Annotated in this window: 23 protein-coding genes; 15 read left to right on the forward strand and 8 right to left on the reverse strand. The window is 68.3% G+C overall.

Translation table 11 applies throughout. From position 1 onward, the window contains the following. Positions 1 to 17: 17 nt before the first annotated feature. On the forward strand, positions 18 to 866 hold the full coding sequence (locus AC3WLE_RS23265; RefSeq protein WP_492320560.1) for a D-amino acid aminotransferase: 849 nt from the start codon (positions 18 to 20) through the stop codon (positions 864 to 866). Positions 867 to 917: 51 nt separating this feature from the next. Further along, positions 918 to 1,193, forward strand: coding sequence for a hypothetical protein (locus AC3WLE_RS23270; protein ID WP_010814363.1), 276 nt, complete (start codon positions 918 to 920; stop codon positions 1,191 to 1,193). A gap of 16 nt (positions 1,194 to 1,209) precedes the next feature. Here AC3WLE_RS23270 and yfiB read toward each other — a convergent pair whose 3' ends face one another. The 3 genes from yfiB to yfiR are packed head-to-tail and all read right to left on the reverse strand — an operon-like array spanning position 1,210 to position 3,601. Further along, positions 1,210 to 1,731: an outer membrane lipoprotein YfiB gene (yfiB, locus tag AC3WLE_RS23275; protein WP_492320561.1), complete on the reverse strand. Its 522-nt coding sequence runs from the start codon at positions 1,729 to 1,731 to the stop codon at positions 1,210 to 1,212. An 8-nt stretch (positions 1,732 to 1,739) separates the two neighbouring features. Beyond that, positions 1,740 to 3,005, reverse strand: coding sequence for a diguanylate cyclase DgcN/YfiN (dgcN, locus tag AC3WLE_RS23280; protein WP_492353098.1), 1,266 nt, complete (start codon positions 3,003 to 3,005; stop codon positions 1,740 to 1,742). Further along, positions 3,002 to 3,601: a regulatory sequestration protein YfiR gene (yfiR, locus tag AC3WLE_RS23285; RefSeq protein ID WP_492356212.1), complete on the reverse strand. Its 600-nt coding sequence runs from the start codon at positions 3,599 to 3,601 to the stop codon at positions 3,002 to 3,004. Before yfiR ends, dgcN begins: the two co-directional genes overlap by 4 nt. Positions 3,602 to 3,907: 306 nt before the next feature. Here yfiR and AC3WLE_RS23290 point away from each other — a divergent pair, with 306 nt between their 5' ends. The 6 genes from AC3WLE_RS23290 (at position 3,908) to AC3WLE_RS23315 (ending at position 6,334) form a co-directional block, all read left to right on the forward strand. Beyond that, positions 3,908 to 4,369 (forward strand): CopD family protein, encoded by a 462-nt coding sequence (locus AC3WLE_RS23290; protein WP_492320564.1) that lies wholly within the window; start codon positions 3,908 to 3,910, stop codon positions 4,367 to 4,369. A 59-nt stretch (positions 4,370 to 4,428) separates the two neighbouring features. After that, on the forward strand, positions 4,429 to 4,833 hold the full coding sequence (locus AC3WLE_RS23295; RefSeq protein WP_492356213.1) for a lysozyme inhibitor LprI family protein: 405 nt from the start codon (positions 4,429 to 4,431) through the stop codon (positions 4,831 to 4,833). A 67-nt stretch (positions 4,834 to 4,900) separates the two neighbouring features. Beyond that, positions 4,901 to 5,104, forward strand: a complete 204-nt coding sequence (locus tag AC3WLE_RS23300; protein ID WP_010814357.1) for a hypothetical protein — start codon at positions 4,901 to 4,903, stop codon at positions 5,102 to 5,104. A 110-nt stretch (positions 5,105 to 5,214) separates the two neighbouring features. Further along, positions 5,215 to 5,637: a YXWGXW repeat-containing protein gene (locus tag AC3WLE_RS23305; protein ID WP_492356214.1), complete on the forward strand. Its 423-nt coding sequence runs from the start codon at positions 5,215 to 5,217 to the stop codon at positions 5,635 to 5,637. Positions 5,638 to 5,750: 113 nt separating this feature from the next. Next, complete coding sequence (locus AC3WLE_RS23310) at positions 5,751 to 5,975, forward strand: hypothetical protein (protein WP_010814355.1); 225 nt, start codon at positions 5,751 to 5,753, stop codon at positions 5,973 to 5,975. Between the two features lie 77 nt (positions 5,976 to 6,052). Then, positions 6,053 to 6,334, forward strand: coding sequence for a hypothetical protein (locus tag AC3WLE_RS23315; RefSeq protein WP_010814354.1), 282 nt, complete (start codon positions 6,053 to 6,055; stop codon positions 6,332 to 6,334). 55 nt (positions 6,335 to 6,389) lie between these two features. Here AC3WLE_RS23315 and AC3WLE_RS23320 read toward each other — a convergent pair whose 3' ends face one another. The 4 genes from AC3WLE_RS23320 to glpK all read right to left on the reverse strand — a co-directional run bounded on the left by AC3WLE_RS23320 (position 6,390) and on the right by glpK (position 10,507). Then, on the reverse strand, positions 6,390 to 6,770 hold the full coding sequence (locus AC3WLE_RS23320) for a hypothetical protein (RefSeq protein ID WP_035818297.1): 381 nt from the start codon (positions 6,768 to 6,770) through the stop codon (positions 6,390 to 6,392). A 69-nt stretch (positions 6,771 to 6,839) separates the two neighbouring features. Then, complete coding sequence (locus AC3WLE_RS23325; protein WP_492356215.1) at positions 6,840 to 7,217, reverse strand: MliC family protein; 378 nt, start codon at positions 7,215 to 7,217, stop codon at positions 6,840 to 6,842. A 75-nt stretch (positions 7,218 to 7,292) separates the two neighbouring features. Beyond that, the gene (locus AC3WLE_RS23330) at positions 7,293 to 8,897 is read right to left on the reverse strand and encodes a glycerol-3-phosphate dehydrogenase/oxidase (protein ID WP_492356216.1); all 1,605 of its coding nucleotides are present in this window, start codon (positions 8,895 to 8,897) and stop codon (positions 7,293 to 7,295) included. A gap of 38 nt (positions 8,898 to 8,935) precedes the next feature. Then, positions 8,936 to 10,507 (reverse strand): glycerol kinase GlpK, encoded by a 1,572-nt coding sequence (gene glpK, locus AC3WLE_RS23335; RefSeq protein ID WP_492320570.1) that lies wholly within the window; start codon positions 10,505 to 10,507, stop codon positions 8,936 to 8,938. A gap of 56 nt (positions 10,508 to 10,563) precedes the next feature. Between glpK and AC3WLE_RS23340 the strand changes: the two genes are divergently transcribed. Further along, positions 10,564 to 11,463, forward strand: a complete 900-nt coding sequence (locus tag AC3WLE_RS23340; RefSeq protein ID WP_492356217.1) for an NUDIX hydrolase — start codon at positions 10,564 to 10,566, stop codon at positions 11,461 to 11,463. Between the two features lie 96 nt (positions 11,464 to 11,559). Then, on the forward strand, positions 11,560 to 12,426 hold the full coding sequence (gene purU, locus AC3WLE_RS23345; protein ID WP_492320572.1) for a formyltetrahydrofolate deformylase: 867 nt from the start codon (positions 11,560 to 11,562) through the stop codon (positions 12,424 to 12,426). 91 nt (positions 12,427 to 12,517) lie between these two features. Here purU and AC3WLE_RS23350 read toward each other — a convergent pair whose 3' ends face one another. Then, positions 12,518 to 13,288, reverse strand: coding sequence for a DeoR/GlpR family DNA-binding transcription regulator (locus AC3WLE_RS23350; RefSeq protein ID WP_492320573.1), 771 nt, complete (start codon positions 13,286 to 13,288; stop codon positions 12,518 to 12,520). A gap of 158 nt (positions 13,289 to 13,446) precedes the next feature. Here AC3WLE_RS23350 and AC3WLE_RS23355 point away from each other — a divergent pair, with 158 nt between their 5' ends. Genes AC3WLE_RS23355 through AC3WLE_RS23375 form a run of 5 tightly spaced genes read left to right on the forward strand, consistent with a single transcriptional unit; the run spans position 13,447 to position 17,739 of the window. Continuing rightward, positions 13,447 to 14,577, forward strand: a complete 1,131-nt coding sequence (locus tag AC3WLE_RS23355) for an ABC transporter ATP-binding protein (protein ID WP_492356218.1) — start codon at positions 13,447 to 13,449, stop codon at positions 14,575 to 14,577. Position 14,578: 1 nt separating this feature from the next. After that, positions 14,579 to 15,685: an ABC transporter ATP-binding protein gene (locus tag AC3WLE_RS23360; RefSeq protein ID WP_010814345.1), complete on the forward strand. Its 1,107-nt coding sequence runs from the start codon at positions 14,579 to 14,581 to the stop codon at positions 15,683 to 15,685. Next, positions 15,682 to 16,566: a carbohydrate ABC transporter permease gene (locus AC3WLE_RS23365; protein WP_492320576.1), complete on the forward strand. Its 885-nt coding sequence runs from the start codon at positions 15,682 to 15,684 to the stop codon at positions 16,564 to 16,566. Before AC3WLE_RS23360 ends, AC3WLE_RS23365 begins: the two co-directional genes overlap by 4 nt. After that, on the forward strand, positions 16,559 to 17,389 hold the full coding sequence (locus AC3WLE_RS23370; RefSeq protein WP_414217155.1) for a carbohydrate ABC transporter permease: 831 nt from the start codon (positions 16,559 to 16,561) through the stop codon (positions 17,387 to 17,389). Before AC3WLE_RS23365 ends, AC3WLE_RS23370 begins: the two co-directional genes overlap by 8 nt. A 41-nt stretch (positions 17,390 to 17,430) precedes the next feature. Continuing rightward, complete coding sequence (locus AC3WLE_RS23375) at positions 17,431 to 17,739, forward strand: DUF2160 domain-containing protein (RefSeq protein WP_492320577.1); 309 nt, start codon at positions 17,431 to 17,433, stop codon at positions 17,737 to 17,739. Positions 17,740 to 17,768: the final 29 nt, after the last annotated feature.

Consider the following 17,768-nt stretch of genomic DNA (forward strand, 5'->3'; position numbering starts at 1 on the left):
CTCTAGCACTTGCCCCCATGTCCGACCCCATCGTCCACCTCAACGGCACCCTGACCCCTCTCTCCGAAGCCCGCATCCCCGTCCTCGACCGCGGCTTCATCTTTGGCGATGGCATCTACGAAGTCATCCCTTACTACAACGGCAAGCCATTCCGCGCAGAGCAGCATCTGGCCCGCCTGCACCGCAGCCTGGAGGGCATCGGGATTTCCGATCCGTACAGCGCCGGGCAGTGGCTGGAGCTGGTCGGCGAGGTGGTCGAGGCCAACGGCCTGTCGGACCAGCTGGTCTACATCCAGGTGTCGCGCGGCGTCGCCAAGCGCACGCATGCGTTTCCGAAGGAGGTCGTGCCGACGGTGCTGATCATGACCAACCCGATGGCGTTGCCGTCGGCGCAGATGCTTGAGCAGGGCGTGGCGTGCGTGACGATGGAGGACCGGCGCTGGCTGAACTGCCAGATCAAGTCGACGTCGCTGCTGGGCAACGTGCTGGCGGCGCAGCATGCGGTGGAGCACGGCGCGATCGAGGCGATCCAGTTCCGGGATGGCTGGCTGACCGAGGCGTCGGCGTCCAATGTGTGGGTGGTGCGCGACGGCCGCGTGATGGCGCCGCCCAAGGACAACCTGATTCTGGAAGGCATCCGCTACGGGTTCATGGAAGAGGTCTGTGCCGCGATGGGGATTGCGCTGGAGGCGCGCCGCATCGCGAAGGAAGAGGTGTTCGCCGCCGATGAGGTGCTGCTGTCGTCTGCCAGCAAGGAGCTGCTGCCGGTGGTGACCATCGATGGCCGCGCCATTGGCAAGGGGGTGCCGGGGCCGGTCTTTGGCCGGCTTTACGCTGCGTACCAGGCTGCCAAGGCTGCGCTTTGAGCAGATTTGCGTGCGTGCTAGGATGCCTCGGGATTGATCGAGGAGTCAGCCATGGCCAAGCGTGAGCGTGGCCGGCGTGCCCTGCAGGACGAGGTGAGCCGGCGCATCCAGCAAATCTATGAAATCGGCGAGGACGGCGCCAAGGTCCGGGTGCCGGCGCCTGTGCCGCACGCGCGCGATGCGCGCGGGCGCAACTGGAACATGACGGGCTTCGGCAATGCGTCCGGCTACGAGGCCAGCATCCGCGCGGTGGTCGACAAGGTGCGCGACGAGTTCGACCTGAGCGACGCGCCGGAGAACCGCGCGCCCAATCCGTTCGGTGACTGACGCGCCTGCCGTCGTCCTACTCGACCGATACGACGATGGCGACGCGCCGGTTCTCGCTGCGTCCGGCGGCGGTGCGGTTGTCGGCCACCGGGTGGCTCTTGCCCCGTCCGCGAACTTCAATGTTTTCCGGCGCAAAGCCGGTGCCCGCCAGCAGCCTTGCCACGGCTTCGGCGCGCCGCACTGACAGCGACTGGTTGTATTCGGCCGAGCCCGCGTCGTCGGTGTGGCCATCCACGCGCAGGCGCTCGATGCCCGCGCCCTTCAGCGCCCGCCCGAGGCGCTGCACATTGGCGGCGCGCTCAGCGTCGATCAGGTCCTCATTGAATCCGAACAGCAGCTTGTCTGACAAGCCGAGTTCCCAGCCTTCATCGGTCAGGGCGAAGCCTTCCTGCTTCAGCACCGCGACCTGTGCCGGAGACAGCCCGGTGGCTGGCGGCGCGGTCTGGCAGCCGGCCAGCGACAGCCCCGTCAGCACGACGGCGGCGAGCCAGAGTTTCCACAGGGACTTCCAGTAGGGCAGGGGCAGGCGTTCGGGCATGCGGGTTCTCACTGCGTGACGTCCAGGCGCGGCTCGGCGCATTGCCAGGTGCCGCCGGAGCGCCGCTTGGCGCCGTACATGGCGGCGTCGGCCGCGTGCAGCAGCGCCTGGCTGCCTTGCGCATGGACAGGGAAGACGGCCAGGCCGATGCTGAGCGAGGCCTGCACCGTGCTGCCGTCGGGCAGGTCGATCGGGGCGGACATTGCCTGCAGGATATGCTCGGCGATATGGATGGCGTCGCGCGGCGCGCGCAGCGCTGCGGCCAGCACGGCGAACTCGTCGCCGCCGATGCGTGCCACGGTGTCGCCGGCGCGCAGGCTGGCGCGGATGCGCTGGGCCACGGCCACCAGCACGGCATCGCCGGCGGCATGGCCGTGGCGGTCGTTGATGTTCTTGAAATCGTCACTGTCCAGGTACAGCACGGCCGCGTATTCGTCGTTGGCCGCGGCATGGCGCACGGCGTGCTCCAGCGCTTCGACGAAGGCGGCGCGGTTGAGCAGGCCGGTCAGCGCATCGTGGTTGGCGCGGTGGGCGAGCGAGCGGTTCTCGTGCTGCATCTGGTTCTGCCAGGTCTGCAGTTCGTCCAGCAGGCCGTTGAAGTCTTCGCTGAGGGCATTGAGTTCCGCGATGCTGGCCGGCGGCGTGCGCTGCGCGAAATCGCGCTTGGAACGCACCGCGTGCGCCACGCGCATCAGGTTGCGCAGCGGCTCGACGATCTGCACCAGCAGCCGGCTGGCCAGGTAGTGGGCGCCGATGGCGGTCAGCAGCAGGCAGCCAAGCAGGCCGAGCGCGCCGCGCAGCAGGAAATGCAGCAGGTTGCGGGGGTCGCCACTGACGCGCAGCATGCCGACCTGTTGCGTCTGGTGCAGGATCGGCTGTTCCACGACACCCATGCTCAGCCACTCGCTCAGCACGTGGCGCAAGCCGGTCAGTGGCGCCTGGCCGGGGCGCTGCCATTCGGCCAGCACGTGGTTGTCGAGGTCGTAGACGGTGGCGCGCGCGATGTCCTCGGACGCGGCGATAGCCGCCAGCGTCTCGCCGGTGGCCGCCTGGTCGCGGAATACGACTGGCGCTTCCAGCGTGTAGGCGATCGAGCGGGCCACCAGCCGCACGTTGTGGTCGGCATAGACGCGCAGTGCGGTCAGGCCAAGGGCGGTCAGCGATACCCCGGCAGTGAATACCGCGATCAGCGCCACGCCCAGGTGGATCCGGCGCAGCACGCTGTAGAGGGTGGGGCGGGCGCCGTTGCCGCGCGCCGGCTGGTGGGCGCTCATGATGGCGCTCCCCTGCGGCGGCCCAGCTGCAGCACGCCGGGGTGCACGTGCACGCCGCTGCGGGCGAGCGTGTCGAGGTTGACGCGGAACGAGACCTGCTGGTCGCGGATGTTCAGGCAGAACATGCTGCCGACCTCGCACTCGAAGTCTTCCTCGGCGATCACCAGCACCGGCCGGCCGGTCAGCTCGCCTGACAGCCGCTTGCGGCGGGCTTCGTTCATGGCGCCGATGTAGAGGGCATCGCAGGCCGGATGCAGCATGTCGGCCAGCACGTCGACCTGGCGCGCGCGCACCGGGCGGCCATTGGCGAGCGTGCCGCCTTCCATCAGCCGCGCGGAGTAGCGGCTGGTGTTGTCCACGCACAGCCGCACCGGGTCGCGCTCGACCGGCCAGCGTGCATACCCCAGCAGGCTGAAGACCACGCGCGCGACCAGGTCGGTGCGCTGCGGCGCGGGCTGCGCCGTTACCGCCGGCGGCAGCATGGCCGGCAGCACCGCCAGCGTCACGGCGAGCAGGGCCGGCAGGGCGCGGCGCAGCAGCGGTGGACGTCGGGCGGAATCGGCACTGGGAAGGGCGCTGGCTGGGGCAGGAGCCATGGTCTGGGGAAGGAGGTTCGGTGTGGCCTGTAATGGGTGGTGGGCTGTCCGCAGCCGCAGTTATTGTCCGGGGGCGGGTTCCGGGCGGTCAAGCGTCCGGCACGGGCGGGCCCGGCCCCGGAACACGCTTGTGCGGGCATGCTTCCGTGGGGCCTGCTTGCGACGCGGCGTGATACGGAATGTTTAACGGTTTTGGGTCGTTTTCCTGAAGTCAGGCGGGAACGCGCGCAGCGCTTCGCCGTGGCGGGCACAACACTTAGAATGGGTCCATCGTCCCCAACGCGCGCCTCGCCGCCGCATGCCGCCATGATTGCCGACCCGCTTTTCCGCTTCCTGCACGTTGCCGGCGTTGCCGTCTGGGTGGGCGGTATGTTCTTCGCCTACCTGTGCCTGCGGCCCGTGGCCGGCACCGTGCTGGAACCGCCGCCGCGGCTGCGGCTCTGGCGCGGCGTGTTTGCCCGCTTCTTCCCGTGGGTATGGGCGGCGGTGATTGCGATCCTGCTGAGCGGCGCAGCGATGCTGGCTGCAGTGGGCATGTCCGCTGCCCCACGCAGCTGGCACCTGATGATGGGGATCGGCCTCGTCATGACGGTGATTTTCTGCTACGTGTGGTTTGGGCCGTATCGCGCGCTGGGCCGGGCCGTGGATGCCCAGGACTGGCCGGGCGCCGGTGCCGCGCTGAACCGCATCCGGCAGGCGGTGGGGACCAACCTGGTGCTCGGGCTGGTCAATATCGCCGTGGCCACGCTGGGGCGCTGGCTGGCCTGAGCGTCCCGATGCCCCGGCATGGCGTCGTCATGTCACCACCAGGCAAAAGGAGAGCCGTTATGCGCGTCATCGCATGTCTTGCCGTCCTTGTTCTCGCCGCGGCGGGCACACCGGCGCGCGCCGAGCAAGGCAATGGCCTGAGCGCCGAATATGAACGCTGCATGGCCAAGGCCACGTCGACTGCCGACATGCTCGGCTGCGCCTTGGCCGAAGCACGGGTCCAGGACGTGGCGCTGAACAGCGCCTATCAAGCCTTGCTGCGGCGGCTGGAAGCGCCGCGCACCGGCCAGCTGCGGGTGGCGCAGCGGGTCTGGCTGGAGTTTCGCCAGGCCAACTGCACCTATGTGGCCAATCCGGCCGGCGGCACGGCCGCGCGCGTGGCCGGGGCGACCTGCATGGCGCGGATGACGGCCGGGCGCGCGCGCGAATTGCGTGACTTCGCCACCGAGGCCGCCACCCGGTGAGCGGGCGAGCCATGTGCTAGAGTTCCCAGACACCTGTGCTGCGGCACGTCTCAACAGGAGATGGATCATGGCAAGTGAATCGCGCAACAACCTGAAGGCTTTCGTGCAGACCGCGCCCCAGGCGGGGCGCTATGTGTGGGTCATCGCGCTGGTGGACTTTGGCGCGCAGCAGATCCGGCGCGCCATCGTTTCGGACGACACCTTCACCACCTCGGATGCCGCGCGGGTAGCGGGCGAGGCCCAGCTCAAGGCGATGGCAGAAGACCACTAGCGAGTGTTGCGCGCCGGCATCTTTGTGACCAGCGGATACCGTTTCTTACATTGCGCCGGGATCGGTGCGCGCTAGACTGTGGGCATGTTCCTCCACAAGAAAGGACTCCCATGACACATCGCGCGCTCCGGCCGGCCAAGGCCCTCCTGCTGGCGGCCCTGCTGGGTTCCGGCCTGACGTTCAGTGCGGCGTCGATGGCTCAGGTGTCGGTCAATATTGGCATCGGCGTACCACCGCCGGCCCCGATCTACGAGGTCGTGCCCGCGCCGCGCTCCGGCTATGTCTGGATGCCGGGCTACTGGGACTGGGATGATCACCACCACAAGCACGCCTGGAAGAAGGGGCGCTGGGAACGTGAACGCCCCGGCTATGTCTATGAGTCGCCGCGCTGGATCCAGTCGCGCGACGGCTGGGTGCTGGTGCCAGGTCGCTGGGACCAGGGCGGGTACAAGGACAAGGGGCACAAGGATAAGGGCCACAAGGACAAGGGCTATCACTGCCCGCCCGGCCACGCCAAGAAGGGCGAGTGCTGAGGTGCCGGCCACCCGGCGCCGCACGGTGACGCCGGGTGGCCTTGCCATGCTACGATCGCCGCCATGACAACCGCGCCCGCGCGGCACATCGGCGGCGGATACCGGAGGTAGCAATGGCAAAGCACGTTTTCACGCGCGCGCAGTATCTCGACATCCTCAATGACAGCCTGCGCAAGCATCCCGGCTGGCAGCCCGGCATGGCCTTTGTGTTCCTGCCGCCTGGCGCCGATGCCAGCCAGGCCACGGCCGTGGGCTGCACCGGGCCGATGGAGGCCATTCCGGTCTATGCGGAAATCCAGCGGGTGGCTGCCGAACTGATCGAAGTCGGCAACGAATAGCGGCGCCGGTCGCCTTGCGGCCGGTGGATGCCGCAGGTGCGTACAATACCGGCCTCTACAGACTTTCGGATAATGCCGTGAAGAAAACGGACCTGGAAAAAAACAAGGGCCTGAAGATCGCCAACAGCCTGAAGCAGGCTTCGGCGGGGCGGGGTATTCCCGGCGGCGCGGCGCGCCCGGACCGGCGCGAACAGCGCCGGCTCGACCAGGAGCAAGGTCTGGTGCCCTTTGCGTGCAAGCTGGACGGCACGCTGGTCAAGCGCCTGCAGGCGCTTGCCGTCGATCACCCGGGTGGCATGACCGGGCTGCTCAATGAACTGCTGGCGGGCGCGTTGCCGCCGGAGCAGGGCCAGAGCTGAAATATGGTGGCCGCGCCCGCGGCCACCTGCCTGACCCCATCAGGCCACGAGCGGGTCAGTCCTCTTCTTCTTCGTCAAGGAATTCGCGGCGCAGCATCCAGTTGGCGATGGCTTCGTCGCAGATACGCTTGAATTTCTGCTTGTCCGGCATCTTGTCGAACAGCTGGAAATTGACCAGCGCCATGCCGGCATCGGTGATATAGAACATCCGGCTCGGATCGTCTTCATGGACGATGCGGCCATCGATGGCGTCTTCCTCGCTTTCCGCCGGCATGTCTTCTAGCTCGACCACGCGGCAGGTGAAGCGCGGGCTGCGGGTATGGGTCAGATACTCGAACTCGTCGTGCATGACCTCGCCGCCTTTGCCTGCGATAACGGCGAAGCCCCAGATAAAGCGGGGCATCGGCAGATCGGACAGATCTTCAATCTCGTCCATGGTGTTCTCCCTGATTCAATCCCCGCATTATCGCCCGGAACGCCGCCACCTCAAACGTTGACGTGGCGCTTAGGGCTTTGCCTGGCAGTTGGCCAGCGCCGGCGCGGCGTTTTCGGCCTGCATCAGGTCGCGCAGCGTGCCTTCCTCGCCCTTGGTCCACCATTCGTAGCGGCCGCCGACATAGCGCGCGCCGGAGGCCGACACGGTGCTGACCGCCAGCACCGGCTTGCCGTCGATGCGGAACACTGCCGCCTGGTTGTCCGGGCTGTTGAAATAGCGCACGGAAAGAGTCTTGCCGCCGTCGCACTGGTAGCGCACGGTGCGCACGTCCGGGAAGCGCACGCCGTCGATGCCGGGCGCGCGGGCGGCGTGCGCGGCGGCGCAGGCGCCGACGGTTGCGAGCAGGACCACGGCGCGGGCGCAGGACAGGATCGGACGAGTGGTCATGGGTTTGCCTTGGTCGATGGGGGGGCAGCCAGTTGAGGGGGGGCGGCGCCGATGGTGGTTCCGGCGGCGTCCGGGTCAGCCGAGCATGTAGCCGGCGGCGAGCGTGCGGAAGCTCTCGATTTCGCGCGCCTGCCAGGCCTCGTTCTCGCCGAGCTCCTCGGCCAGGACCGCGGCCACGGCCGGCGCGGCGTCCACGGCGGCGCGCGCGTCCAGGAACAGCGCGCGGTTGCGGCGGGCCAGCACGTCCTCGACCCGGCGCGCCAGTTCGTGCCGGGCCGCAAAGCGCACGTGCGCCTCGGTCAGGCCCGACGCTGGTGCCAGCATCCGGTCATATCCGGGCAGCGCGCGCAGCAGGTCCAGTTCATTGCCGTAGTAGCGGTCCGGCGAGCCTGAATCCGGCGGCGGCAGCCCTGCCGGCAGCCCCGCCGCGCCGTGCAGGGGCAGCTCGGCGGTCACGCACGGGGCCGCGCGCACCATCTGGCGCTGGATCGCGGTCTCGATCACGTCTTCGGCCATCTTGCGGTAAGTGGTCCACTTGCCGCCGGTGACGGTGATCAGCCCGGCCTTGGACACCAGGATCGTATGCTCGCGCGACAGCGATGCGGTAGAGGCCTCGCCGGTGGCCCGCACCAGCGGCCGCAGGCCGGCCCAGACGCTGGTGACGTCGGCACGGGTCGGGTCCCTGGCCAGGTAGCGCGACGCGGTTTCCAGGATGAAGTCGACATCGTCGGCGCCGGCGTCTGGTTCCAGCGGCAGGTCGCGGCGCGGCGTGTCGGTGGTGCCGACGATGGTGTGGCCGTTCCAGGGCACCACGAACAGCACCCGGCCGTCGTCGGTCTTGGGGATCAGGATGGCGCGCTCGCCCGGCAGGAAGCTGCGCGGCAGCGTCAGGTGCACGCCCTGGCTGGGCGCGACCATGGCGCGCGCGTGGCCGTCTTCCATCTGCCGGATCGCATCGACCCATACGCCGGTGGCGTTGATCACGCAGTCGGCGCGCAGGTGGAAGGTGGCGTCGCCCAGCACATCCTGCACGGTCACGCCGCTGATCACGCCGCCTTGTTGGCTCAGGCCGGTCACGCGCATGTAGTTGACCGCGGTGCCGCCCACGTCGAACAGCGTGCGCATCAGCGCCACCGCAAGCCGCGCATCGTCGAACTGGCCGTCGAAATACAGGTTGCCGCCGCGCAGCGGACGCCCGCCGACGTGCTCGGCCAGGTTGGGCGCTGCGGCCAGCACCTCGCGGTGGTTCAGCCAGCGGCTGCCGGCCAGGTTGAGGTCGCCGGCCAGCATGTCGTAGACCTTGAGGCCGATGCCGTAGAAGGGCTGGTCGAACAGCTGGTAGGCCGGCACCACGAAGCCCAGCGGCCACACCAGGTGCGGCGCGTTGCGCGCCAGCAGGCCGCGCTCGTGCAGGGCCTCGCGCACCAGGCTGATATTGCCCTGGGCCAGGTAGCGCACGCCGCCATGCACCAGCTTGGTGGCCTTGCTGGAGGTGCCCTTGGCAAAATCTGCGGCTTCGACCAGCAGCGTTCGGTAGCCGCGCGAGGCGGCGTCGACTGCGGTGCCCAGGCCGGTGGCGCCGCCGCCGATGACGATCACATCCCAGCGCGGCTCGCGCTCCAGGGTGGCAAGCAGGGCGGCGCGGCCGGGGGGCTGGATCGGGGTGGAGACTCTCTGCATGACGCTTTTTTTGGGGGGTGTGTTCGGGGGGGCGGCGCTCAGGCGTGGCTGCCGTTGGCTTCATCCTCGCGCGCCCAGTCGCGCGCGCGGTCGACTGCGCGATGCCAGCGCGCCAGCCGGTGGCCGCGCGCGTCAGCCGACAGGTTCGGCTCAAAGCGCCGCTCCACCTGCCATTGCTGCGCGATCTCCGCCGGATCGCTCCAGTAACCGGTGGCCAGTCCCGCCAGGTAGGCGGCGCCCAGCGCGGTGGTTTCGGTCACGCGCGGGCGGACCACCGGGGTGCCGAGCAGGTCGGCCTGCATCTGCATCAGCAGGTCACTGCGCGAGGCGCCGCCGTCCACGCGCAGCTCGGCCAGCGAGATGTCGGCATCCTTCTGCATGGCTTCCAGCACGTCGACGCTCTGCAGCGCGATCGATTCCAGCGCCGCGCGCGCGATCTGCGGCCGGCCGGTGCCGCGCGTCATGCCGACCAGCGTGCCGCGTGCAAACGGGTCCCAGTGCGGCGCGCCCAGGCCGGCAAAGGCGGGCACCAGCACCACTCCGCCGGTGTCGTCGCACTGGCGCGCGAGCGGCTCGACCTCGGGCGCGCTGTTGATGAGCTTGAGGCCGTCGCGCAGCCACTGGATGGTGGCGCCGCCCATGAACACGCCGCCTTCCAGGCAATATTGCGTCTGGCCGCGGATCTGCCAGCCGATCGTGGTCAGCAGCCGGTTGTGCGACGCGACCGGCTGCGAGCCGGTATTCATCAGCAGGAAGCAGCCGGTGCCGTAGGTGTTCTTGGCCATGCCGGGCGACAGGCAGGCCTGGCCGAAGGTGGCGGCCTGCTGGTCGCCGGCGATGCCGGCAATGGGGATCTGCATGCCGAACAGCCGCGCCGAGGTGCGCGCCACCTCGCCGCTGGACGCCACCACCTCGGGCAGCAGCGCGTGCGGGATGTCTAGCAGCGCCAGCAGCGCATCGTCCCACTCGAAGCTGTGGATATTGAACAGCATGGTGCGCGAGGCATTTGACACATCGGTGACATGGCGCGCGCCGTCGGTCAGCTGCCAGATCAGCCAGCTGTCGACGGTGCCGAAGGCCAGCTCGCCGCGCTGGGCGCGTTCGCGCGCGCCTTCGATGTTGTCGAGCATCCAGCGCAGCTTGGTGCCGGAGAAGTAGGCGTCGATGATCAGGCCGGTCTTGTCGCGGAACAGCTCGCCGTGGCCGGCGGCCTGCAGCGCCTCGCACATGGGCGCGGTGCGGCGGTCCTGCCAGACCAGCGCGCGCCCGACCGGCTCGCCGGTCTTGCGGTCCCACAGCACGGTGGTCTCGCGCTGGTTGGTGATGCCGATGGCGCGCACCTGCGCGGCCGAGATGCCGGCGTCGGACAGCACCGCGTGCGCCACCGCCAGCTGCGATTGCCAGATCTCGTAGGGGTCGTGCTCGACATGGCCGGGATGTGGGTAATATTGGCGGAACTCTCGCTGCGCGAGCCGCACCACGTTGCCGGCATGGTCGAACAGGATGGCCCGCGAACTGCTGGTGCCCTGGTCGAGCGCCAGCACATATTGCGGCTCGGTGGGAAGCTGGGACGAAGCAGGGCGCTGGGCCTGCGCGGCTGGCTGGTTCATGCGTTCAATCCTGACAATGACAAAGCGCGCCGGCCCGGCCGGCGCATGGATTCCTGATGGCTGAAACGTCTTCCTTGCCGCCCGCGGACGCCGCGGGCAACCTCGCCGCCGGTCCCGCTGCGCAGATCGCCGCCTCGCTGGCGGCGCGCAGCGGCTTCGACGCCGCCGCCAAGCTGCGCCTGATGGCGGCAGGCCAGCAGGTTGGCTGGCTGCCGCGTGCCCATGCGGCAATCCTGCGCGGCATGGGCGCCATCCTCGGCCCGGACGAGCGCCTGGCCGATGGCACCACGGCGGCTGAACTGCTGCCCGGGCGCAATGACTTCGACGCGCGCAGCGCCGCGCTGCAGGCGCTGGCCCGCCAGCTGGCCGATACCGGCCATGTGCGCGGCTGGCGCGACGAACTGTTCGCGGTCACGCCCGCGCTGGACGCGCCCGCACTCGCCGTGGTGGAACGTGCGGCGGCGCGCTTTCTCGGGCTGCTGACCTTTGCCTCGCACATGAACGGCATTGTCGATGGCGATGTGGACGGTGGTCCCGCCCTGTGGATCTCGCGGCGCAGCCTGGCCAAGTCGGTCGACCCCGGCATGTGGGACAACCTGGTCGCCGGCGGCATGCCGCACGGCAGCGATCCGCTGGCGACGCTGGTGCGCGAATGCGAGGAAGAATCCGGCATCCCGCCCGCGCTGGCGCAGGGCGTGCAGGCCCACGGCATGATCGAGGTGCTGCGCGACCTGCCCGAAGGCGTACAGTGGGAGCAGATCTATGTCTACGACCTGCTGCTGCCGCCGGGCTTCACGCCGCGCAACCAGGATGGCGAGGTCAGCGAGCACCGGCGCGTCGACTTGGCCGCATTGCTTGCTATCATGTCGGCCGGCGCCATGACGGTCGATGCGACACTGGTGACGCTGGATGCCCTTGGGCGACGCGGCTGGCTCGGTCCTGACCATCGCCCCTGAGCCGTCGCCGCGGGTTCCGCCTGTGCCGGTCTTGCCGACCTCGCTGACCTGATTTTCCCGGCCTTGCGCCGCGCCACTCCGACAGAACAACACACCATGAGCAACACCGGATTCATCCTGACCCTCTCTTGCCCCGACCAGCCGGGCATCGTCCATGCCGTCTCGGGCCTGCTGTTCCAGCACGGCTGCAATATCGTCGATTCCGACCAGTACGGTGACGAGTACGCCGGCCGCTTCTTCATGCGCGTGCATTTCACGCCGGCCGCCGGCGGCCCGGACCTGGACACGCTGAAGGCCGCGTTCGTGCCGGTCGGCGACCAGTTCGGCATGCAGTGGGAGCTGAACGACGCCGCGGTCAAGCCGCGCGTGATGATCATGGTGTCCAAGATCGGCCACTGCCTGAACGACCTGCTGTTCCGCGCCAAGGTCGGCGGCCTGCCGGTCGAGATCGCGGCCATCGTCTCGAACCACCGCGACTTCTACCAGCTGGCGGCGTCGTACGATGTGCCGTTCTTCCACCTGCCGCTGATGAACGCCTCGGCCGAGCAGAAGGCCGCGCAGGAAGCGCGCGTGTTCGATGTGGTGCAGGAGCAGAAGATCGACCTGGTGGTGCTGGCGCGCTACATGCAGGTGCTGTCCGACGACCTGTGCCGCAAGCTGGCCGGCCGCGCGATCAATATCCACCACTCGTTCCTGCCCAGCTTCAAAGGCGCCAAGCCTTACTACCAGGCGCATGACCGCGGCGTGAAGCTGATCGGCGCGACCGCGCACTACGTCACCGCCGCCCTGGACGAAGGCCCGATCATCGAGCAGGAGATCGAGCGCGTGGACCACAGCATGGACCCCGAGCAACTGACCGCCGTCGGCCGCGACGTGGAATGCGTGGCACTGGCGCGCGCGGTCAAGTGGCATGCCGAACACCGTATCCTGCTGAACGGCCACAAGACCGTGGTGTTCAAGTAAGCTCGCCGTCCCCCGGTTCCCGCGCCCGCGGGAATCCTGCCGCTTCACGGCTGCCGCATCCCCGCCGGCGCGGGGATGCCGGGCCAGCGGGTCAGTCCCGCTCCGCCACCACACACTTCACCCCACTGTCGGCCACGATCTGGTCGAACGGCGCTGCCAGCGGCTCGTCGGTAAAGAGCCGGTCGACCTGCGACACATGCGCCAGCTCCACCATCGCCTGGCGGTTGAACTTGCTGGCGTCCGCCGCCAGCCACACCTCGCGTGAATGCTCGATGATGGTCCGCGCCACCTTGACCTCGCGGAAGTCGTAGTCGCGCAGCGTGCCGTCGGTCTCGATGCCCGAGATGCCGATCAGCCCGATATCCACCTTGAACTGGCGGATGAACTCCACCGTGGCCTCGCCCACGATGCCGCGGTCGCGTGAGCGCAGCACGCCGCCGGCGACGATGACCTCGCAATCGGGGTTGTCGGCAAGGATATTGGCCACGTTCAGGTTGTTGGTGATGACGCGCAGCCCGCGGTGGTGCATCAGTTCGCGCGCTATCTCTTCCACCGTGGTGCCGATGTTCAGGATCAGCGAGCAGCCCTCGGGCACCGCGGCGGCCACCGCGCGCGCGATGCGCGCCTTGCCTTCGGCGTTGAGCACCTGCCGCTGCCGGTAGGCGATGTTCTCGGTGGTGGAGCCCTCCACCCGAACCCCGCCATGGAAGCGCGCCAGCATGCCATTCCCGGCCAGCAGGTTGACGTCGCGGCGCACCGTCTGGAGCGTGACGCCGAACTTGCGCGCAAGTTCGTCGATGGAGGCAAAGCCCTGGGTGCGGACTTCTTCGAGCAGGGCCGTCTGGCGGGGATTCAGGGTCATGCCGGGATTCTAGTTCAAACAGAAACGAAAACAAATGATGCATTGCACTATTGTTTTGCGTTCGTTTTGTTGCTAAAACGAACGTCAAGCCAAAACTTGTGCGCCTGCATCGCGCGCCAAAGCTGTGATGCGGGAAGCATATCGAACATGGAGGCCGGATGCAGCTACGTTTGGAAGGCGTCGCACAGCAGGCAGGTTCGCAGGCGCATCTCTATCCGATGACGCTCGCGCCGGTTCCGGGCGCCGTGACCATCCTGCTGGGCGCCACGCAGGCGGGCAAGACCTCGCTGATGCGGCTGATGGCCGGGCTGGACCGGCCCAGCGCCGGCCGCGTGCTGGTCGACGGCCACGACGTGACCGGCATGCCGGTGCGCGAGCGCAATGTATCGATGGTCTACCAGCAGTTCATCAACTACCCGTCGCTCAAGGTCTTCGACAACATCGCCTCGCCGCTGCGGCTGCGGCGCAAGGCGCCGGCCGCAGAGATTGCCGCGCGCGTGCGCGAGCTGGCCGGGCGGCTGCATATCGACCACCTGCTGGACCGCTATCCGTCCGAGCTCTCCGGCGGGCAGCAGCAGCGCGTGGCACTGGCGCGCGCGCTGGCCAAGGAGGCGCCGCTGATGCTGCTGGACGAGCCGCTGGTCAACCTTGACTACAAGCTGCGCGAGGAACTGCGCGAGGAACTGGCGCAGCTGTTCGCGCATGGCGACGCCACCGTGGTCTATGCCACCACCGAGCCCGGCGAAGCGCTGCTGCTGGGCGGCCATACCGCGGTGCTGGACGCCGGCGAACTGCTGCAGTACGGCCCCACCCCCCAGGTCTTCCACTATCCCGATTCGCTGCGCGTGGCGCGAGCGTTCAACGATCCGCCGATGAACCTGGTCGAGGGCCGGCTGCAGGGCGGCTGGGTCACGCTGGCTGGCGATATCTCCGTGCCGGTGCCCGGCGCGGGCGGGCACGACGGCCCGGTCACGGTGGGGGTGCGCGCGTCGGCATTGCGCCTGGCCGCTGAGCCGGGCGCGGTGGCGGTGCCGGGGCGCGTAGCGCTGGCCGAGCTGTCAGGCTCAGACACCTTCGTCCACGCCGATACGCCGGTGGGCAACCTGGTGGCGCAGTTCGCCGGCGTGCTCGACCTGGCGCTGGGCGAGCCGGTGTCACTGCACCTGCTGCCCGAGCAGATCTATCTGTTCGACGCCGACGGGCGCCGCATCCATGCGCCGCGCCGGCCGGGCGGGCTGGCGGCGGACGTGCCCGGCGGCGCGGCCGCGGCTGCCGGGGCAGGGGCCTGAGATGGCGCGCATCGACCTGGACCTGGCGCACTCCTATGTGCCCAATCCGCGTACCGACGAGGACTACGCGCTGCTGCCACTGCAATTCACGTTCGAAGACGGCGGCGCCTATGCGCTGCTGGGCCCGTCGGGCTGCGGCAAGACCACGCTGCTGAACTGTATTTCCGGGCTGCTGCGGCCCTCGCACGGCACCATTGCCTTCGATGGCCGCGACGTGACCGCTGCCACGCCGCAGGCGCGCAATATCGCCCAGGTGTTCCAGTTCCCGGTGATCTACGACACCATGACCGTCGGCGAGAACCTGGCCTTCCCGCTGCGCAACCGCGGCGTGCCGGAAGCCCAGGTGCGCGAGCGGGTAGGACGCGTGGCCGAGATGCTGGACCTGTCGGCCACGCTCGATCGCCGCGCCAGCGGCCTGGCCGCGGACGCCAAGCAGAAGATCTCGCTGGGGCGCGGGCTGGTGCGCCAGGACGTGTCGGCCATCCTCTTCGACGAGCCGCTGACGGTGATCGACCCGCAGCTCAAATGGCAGCTGCGGCGCAAGCTCAAGGAAATCCACCACGAATTCCGCCTGACGCTGATCTACGTGACGCACGACCAGACCGAGGCGCTGACCTTTGCCGACCAGGTGGTGGTGATGTCGCGCGGCAAGGCGGTGCAGGTGGGGCCGGCGGATGCGCTGTTCGAGCGTCCCGCGCATACCTTCGTCGGGCATTTCATCGGCTCGCCGGGCATGAATTTCCTGACCGGGCAGTGGCGCGACGGCGCGATCGAGCTGGCGGGTCGCCGCTACATGCCGGAGTTGTCGCCGTCAGTCGAAGCGGCGCTGCGCGAGGCCGGCAGCTTCCGCATCGGTGTGCGGCCCGAGTACCTGCGCCTGGCGCCGGAGAGCGACGCGCAGGCGGTGCCGGTGCGGGTCGAGCGCGCGCAGGACATCGGCACTTACTGGCTGCTGACCGGCGGCGTGCAGGAGGCGGGCGCACTGGCGGGTACGCTGCGCGCGCGGCTGGGTATCGAGGCGGCCGATCTGCGCCTGGGCGACACGGCCTGGCTGTCGGTGTTCAACCGCCATACCTGCTACTACGTCAACGAGGAACTGGTGCCATGAAGCCCGTCAACCAGAAGGCCTGGCTGCTGGTGTTGCCGGTGGTGGTGTGCGTGGCGTTCTCCGCGATCCTGCCGCTGATGACCATCGTCAACTACTCGGTGCAGGACATCATCTCGCCCGAGCGGCGCGTCTTTGTCGGCACCGAATGGTTCCGCACCGTGCTGCGCGACGGCGAGCTGCACGACGCGCTGCTGCGCCAGCTGGGCTTCTCGCTGGCGGTGCTGCTGGTGGAAATCCCGCTCGGCATCCTGCTGGCGCTGTCGATGCCGGCCAGGGGCTGGAAGGCGTCGGCGGTGCTGGTGATCATCGCGCTGTCGCTGCTGATCCCGTGGAACGTGGTCGGCACCATCTGGCAGATCTTCGGGCGTACCGATATCGGCCTGCTCGGTGCCGCGCTCGAGGCGATGGGATTCGACTACAACTATACCGGCAGCGCTTTCGATGCCTGGGTCACGGTGCTGGTGATGGACGTCTGGCACTGGACGCCGCTGGTGGCGCTGCTGTGCTACGCCGGCCTGCGCGCCATCCCCGACGCCTACTACCAGGCCGCGCAGATCGACGGCGCCTCGCGCCTGGCGGTGTTCCGCTATATCCAGCTGCCCAAGCTGCGCGGCGTGCTGATGATCGCGGTGCTGCTGCGCTTCATGGACAGCTTCATGATCTATACCGAGCCGTTCGTGCTGACCGGCGGCGGGCCGGGCAACGCCACCACCTTCCTGTCGCAGTACCTGACGCAGAAGGCCGTGGGCCAGTTCGACCTGGGCCCGGCGGCGGCGTTTTCCATCGTCTATTTCCTGATCATCCTGCTCATGTGCTTCATCCTCTATAACTGGATGCAGCGCGCGGGCACCGCCGGCAGCGAGGACATGCCCCATGGCTGAGATGCGCACCCCCGCCAACCGCGCCACCTGGTGGCGCGCCGGCTTCCTGCTGGTCTACCTGCTGTTCGCCATCGTGCCGATCTACTGGATGGTGAACATGTCGTTCAAGACCAACGAGGAGATCGTCTCCACGCTGTCGCTGTGGCCCGCGGAATTCACGCTGCAGCATTACAAGACCATCTTCACCGACCCATCCTGGTATTCGGGCTACGTCAACTCGATGATCTACGTGGCGATGAACACGGTGATCTCGATCAGCGTGGCGTTGCCGGCCGCCTATGCCTTTTCGCGCTACCAGTTCATCGGCGACAAGCATGTGTTCTTCTGGCTGCTGACCAACCGCATGACGCCGCCCGCGGTGTTCCTGCTGCCGTTCTTCCAGCTCTACAGCACCATCGGGCTGATGGATACCCACCTGGGCGTGGCGCTGGCGCACCTGGTCTTCAACGTGCCGCTCGCGGTGTGGATCCTGGAGGGCTTCATGTCGGGCGTGCCGCGCGAGATCGACGAGACCGCGTATGTCGATGGCTACTCGTTCCCGCGCTTCTTCCTGACCATCTTCCTGCCGCTGATCAAGGCCGGCGTGGGCGTGGCGGCGTTCTTCTGCTTCATGTTCAGCTGGGTCGAGCTGCTGCTGGCGCGCACGCTGACTTCGGTCAATGCCAAGCCCATCGTCGCCACCATGACGCGCACGGTGTCGGCATCGGGAATGGACTGGGGCGTGCTCGCCGCGGCCGGCGTGCTGACCATCGTGCCCGGCGGCATCGTGATCTGGTTCGTGCGGCACTACATCGCGAAGGGCTTTGCGATGGGGCGCGTGTAAGCGCGCGACGCAACCTAACCACAACGGAAGGAGACGGCGCAATGCTGAGCTGGATGGTCTGGACGACACCGGTGGCGGTGTTCTTCGGCTGCATCGTAGTCATGCTGATCACCATGACTATCTGGGAAATACGCGCGCCTTCGGTGCTGCGCAAGGGCTTCCTGCCGATCGCGACCACGCGTGGCGACCGCTTGTTTATCGGGCTGATGTGCGCCGCCTGGGTCAACCTGGCGTGGGTAGGACTGGGCGAGAAAATCACCGCTTGGCTGTCGCTGCCCGAAGAGCCGTCGGTCTGGATCAGCTTCGGGGTATCGATGCTGGTGCTGGCGCTGATCATGCGCAAGGGCTAGCCGTTTATTCATAAGCATCAGGGTTGGAT

The sequence above is a fragment of the Cupriavidus sp. FW306-1B-F12B genome (assembly GCF_058781795.1).

Bases quoted from the DNA above. Each gene is read 5' to 3' on its own strand.
- AC3WLE_RS23265 (WP_492320560.1), top strand. From the start codon at position 18: ATGTCCGACCCCATCGTCCACCTCAACGGCACCCTGACCCCTCTCTCC.
- AC3WLE_RS23270 (WP_010814363.1), top strand. From the start codon at position 918: ATGGCCAAGCGTGAGCGTGGCCGGCGTGCCCTGCAGGACGAGGTGAGC.
- yfiB (WP_492320561.1), bottom strand. From the start codon at position 1,731: ATGCCCGAACGCCTGCCCCTGCCCTACTGGAAGTCCCTGTGGAAACTC.
- dgcN (WP_492353098.1), bottom strand. From the start codon at position 3,005: ATGAGCGCCCACCAGCCGGCGCGCGGCAACGGCGCCCGCCCCACCCTC.
- yfiR (WP_492356212.1), bottom strand. From the start codon at position 3,601: ATGGCTCCTGCCCCAGCCAGCGCCCTTCCCAGTGCCGATTCCGCCCGA.
- AC3WLE_RS23290 (WP_492320564.1), top strand. From the start codon at position 3,908: ATGATTGCCGACCCGCTTTTCCGCTTCCTGCACGTTGCCGGCGTTGCC.
- AC3WLE_RS23295 (WP_492356213.1), top strand. From the start codon at position 4,429: ATGCGCGTCATCGCATGTCTTGCCGTCCTTGTTCTCGCCGCGGCGGGC.
- AC3WLE_RS23300 (WP_010814357.1), top strand. From the start codon at position 4,901: ATGGCAAGTGAATCGCGCAACAACCTGAAGGCTTTCGTGCAGACCGCG.
- AC3WLE_RS23305 (WP_492356214.1), top strand. From the start codon at position 5,215: ATGACACATCGCGCGCTCCGGCCGGCCAAGGCCCTCCTGCTGGCGGCC.
- AC3WLE_RS23310 (WP_010814355.1), top strand. From the start codon at position 5,751: ATGGCAAAGCACGTTTTCACGCGCGCGCAGTATCTCGACATCCTCAAT.
- AC3WLE_RS23320 (WP_035818297.1), bottom strand. From the start codon at position 6,770: ATGGACGAGATTGAAGATCTGTCCGATCTGCCGATGCCCCGCTTTATC.
- AC3WLE_RS23325 (WP_492356215.1), bottom strand. From the start codon at position 7,217: ATGACCACTCGTCCGATCCTGTCCTGCGCCCGCGCCGTGGTCCTGCTC.
- AC3WLE_RS23330 (WP_492356216.1), bottom strand. From the start codon at position 8,897: ATGCAGAGAGTCTCCACCCCGATCCAGCCCCCCGGCCGCGCCGCCCTG.
- glpK (WP_492320570.1), bottom strand. From the start codon at position 10,507: ATGAACCAGCCAGCCGCGCAGGCCCAGCGCCCTGCTTCGTCCCAGCTT.
- AC3WLE_RS23340 (WP_492356217.1), top strand. From the start codon at position 10,564: ATGGCTGAAACGTCTTCCTTGCCGCCCGCGGACGCCGCGGGCAACCTC.
- purU (WP_492320572.1), top strand. From the start codon at position 11,560: ATGAGCAACACCGGATTCATCCTGACCCTCTCTTGCCCCGACCAGCCG.
- AC3WLE_RS23350 (WP_492320573.1), bottom strand. From the start codon at position 13,288: ATGACCCTGAATCCCCGCCAGACGGCCCTGCTCGAAGAAGTCCGCACC.
- AC3WLE_RS23355 (WP_492356218.1), top strand. From the start codon at position 13,447: ATGCAGCTACGTTTGGAAGGCGTCGCACAGCAGGCAGGTTCGCAGGCG.
- AC3WLE_RS23360 (WP_010814345.1), top strand. From the start codon at position 14,579: ATGGCGCGCATCGACCTGGACCTGGCGCACTCCTATGTGCCCAATCCG.
- AC3WLE_RS23365 (WP_492320576.1), top strand. From the start codon at position 15,682: ATGAAGCCCGTCAACCAGAAGGCCTGGCTGCTGGTGTTGCCGGTGGTG.
- AC3WLE_RS23370 (WP_414217155.1), top strand. From the start codon at position 16,559: ATGGCTGAGATGCGCACCCCCGCCAACCGCGCCACCTGGTGGCGCGCC.
- AC3WLE_RS23375 (WP_492320577.1), top strand. From the start codon at position 17,431: ATGCTGAGCTGGATGGTCTGGACGACACCGGTGGCGGTGTTCTTCGGC.